Raw genomic sequence first — 976 nt, 5'->3', positions numbered from 1 at the left:
ACCAGTTTTCCGTTCGCAAGATCTTCCTCAACATTAATTTTTGGAATCCATGCCACACCTAGACCTTGTAATACAAGCTCTTTCAAATTCGTTGCATTATCAGTCTCGTATAAGGTTTTATAAATCAATTTACCTTCAATCAGCTGATCTACTAATTTTCGCAAATAAGCATGTTTACTATAAGCAAGTAAAGAAAAATTAGTTTGAATTGTATGCTTAGGTGTATGGTCGGCTTCAGTAGCTGACACAGGAACAATCTCTGTTTCAGCAATCTTGATGCCACTTAAAATATCATCGCCAACACGATTAATATTAGATCGATCTGCATAACAAATCATAAAATCGCAGGCACCTTCTTTTAAAAGAGATAAGCCCTCACCACTGTTCGTTGCGACAATTTCGATTTTTAAATCACGCATAAACGTTGGGAATTTTTTCAAAAAAGTCGTTAAAAAACCAGATGCTAATGAGTGGACTACACAAAAACGAATCGTAGATTCGGTTTCATTTTTGATGTTTTTAATCAGCTTAGCTGTTTCTTCTACCTGCTTCTCAATATTTTTAGACATGACCAGCATAATTCGCCCGATGTCTGTAAATTCAATATTATTTTTATTATTTCTAATAATAACTTCAGCTCCAATCATCTCTTCTATTTGCTGAATTCTACGCGTAAAAGCAGATTGGCTAATAAATCGTTTTTCGGCTGCTTTTGAAATAGAACGCTCTCGTTCAAGTGTCAAAAGGTCTTCTACCCAACGTACTTCTAAGTTCATTTTTGCATTCCCTTTTTATAGTTATGTCCTTAATTTGTCTGCTTGGGAAGCTGAATAAATAGCTGAATAGATGAATGAAATATATAAAACATGGGAGTACCTGCAAAAATGCGATGGAAGGATGGCAAAGCCAAACGATAAAAGTAAGTATTTAATAATTCTGACATAGAAAAGAGTTTAAGAGAATAAAAGACTTTCAT

General features: G+C 34.1%; 1 protein-coding gene. It reads right to left on the bottom strand.

Features of this window, described 5'->3' with window-relative positions:
• Nucleotides 1-776: LysR substrate-binding domain-containing protein (locus NL42_RS17780; protein ID WP_461313763.1), on the bottom strand; the 776-nt coding region annotated here is incomplete at its 3' end.
• Between the last annotated feature and the right edge of the window lie 200 nt (nt 777-976).

This window comes from Acinetobacter sp. GN11 (assembly GCF_054823985.1).
Note: the sequence above shows the minus strand (reverse complement) of the source record. Positions and strands in the feature narration are given on the sequence as shown.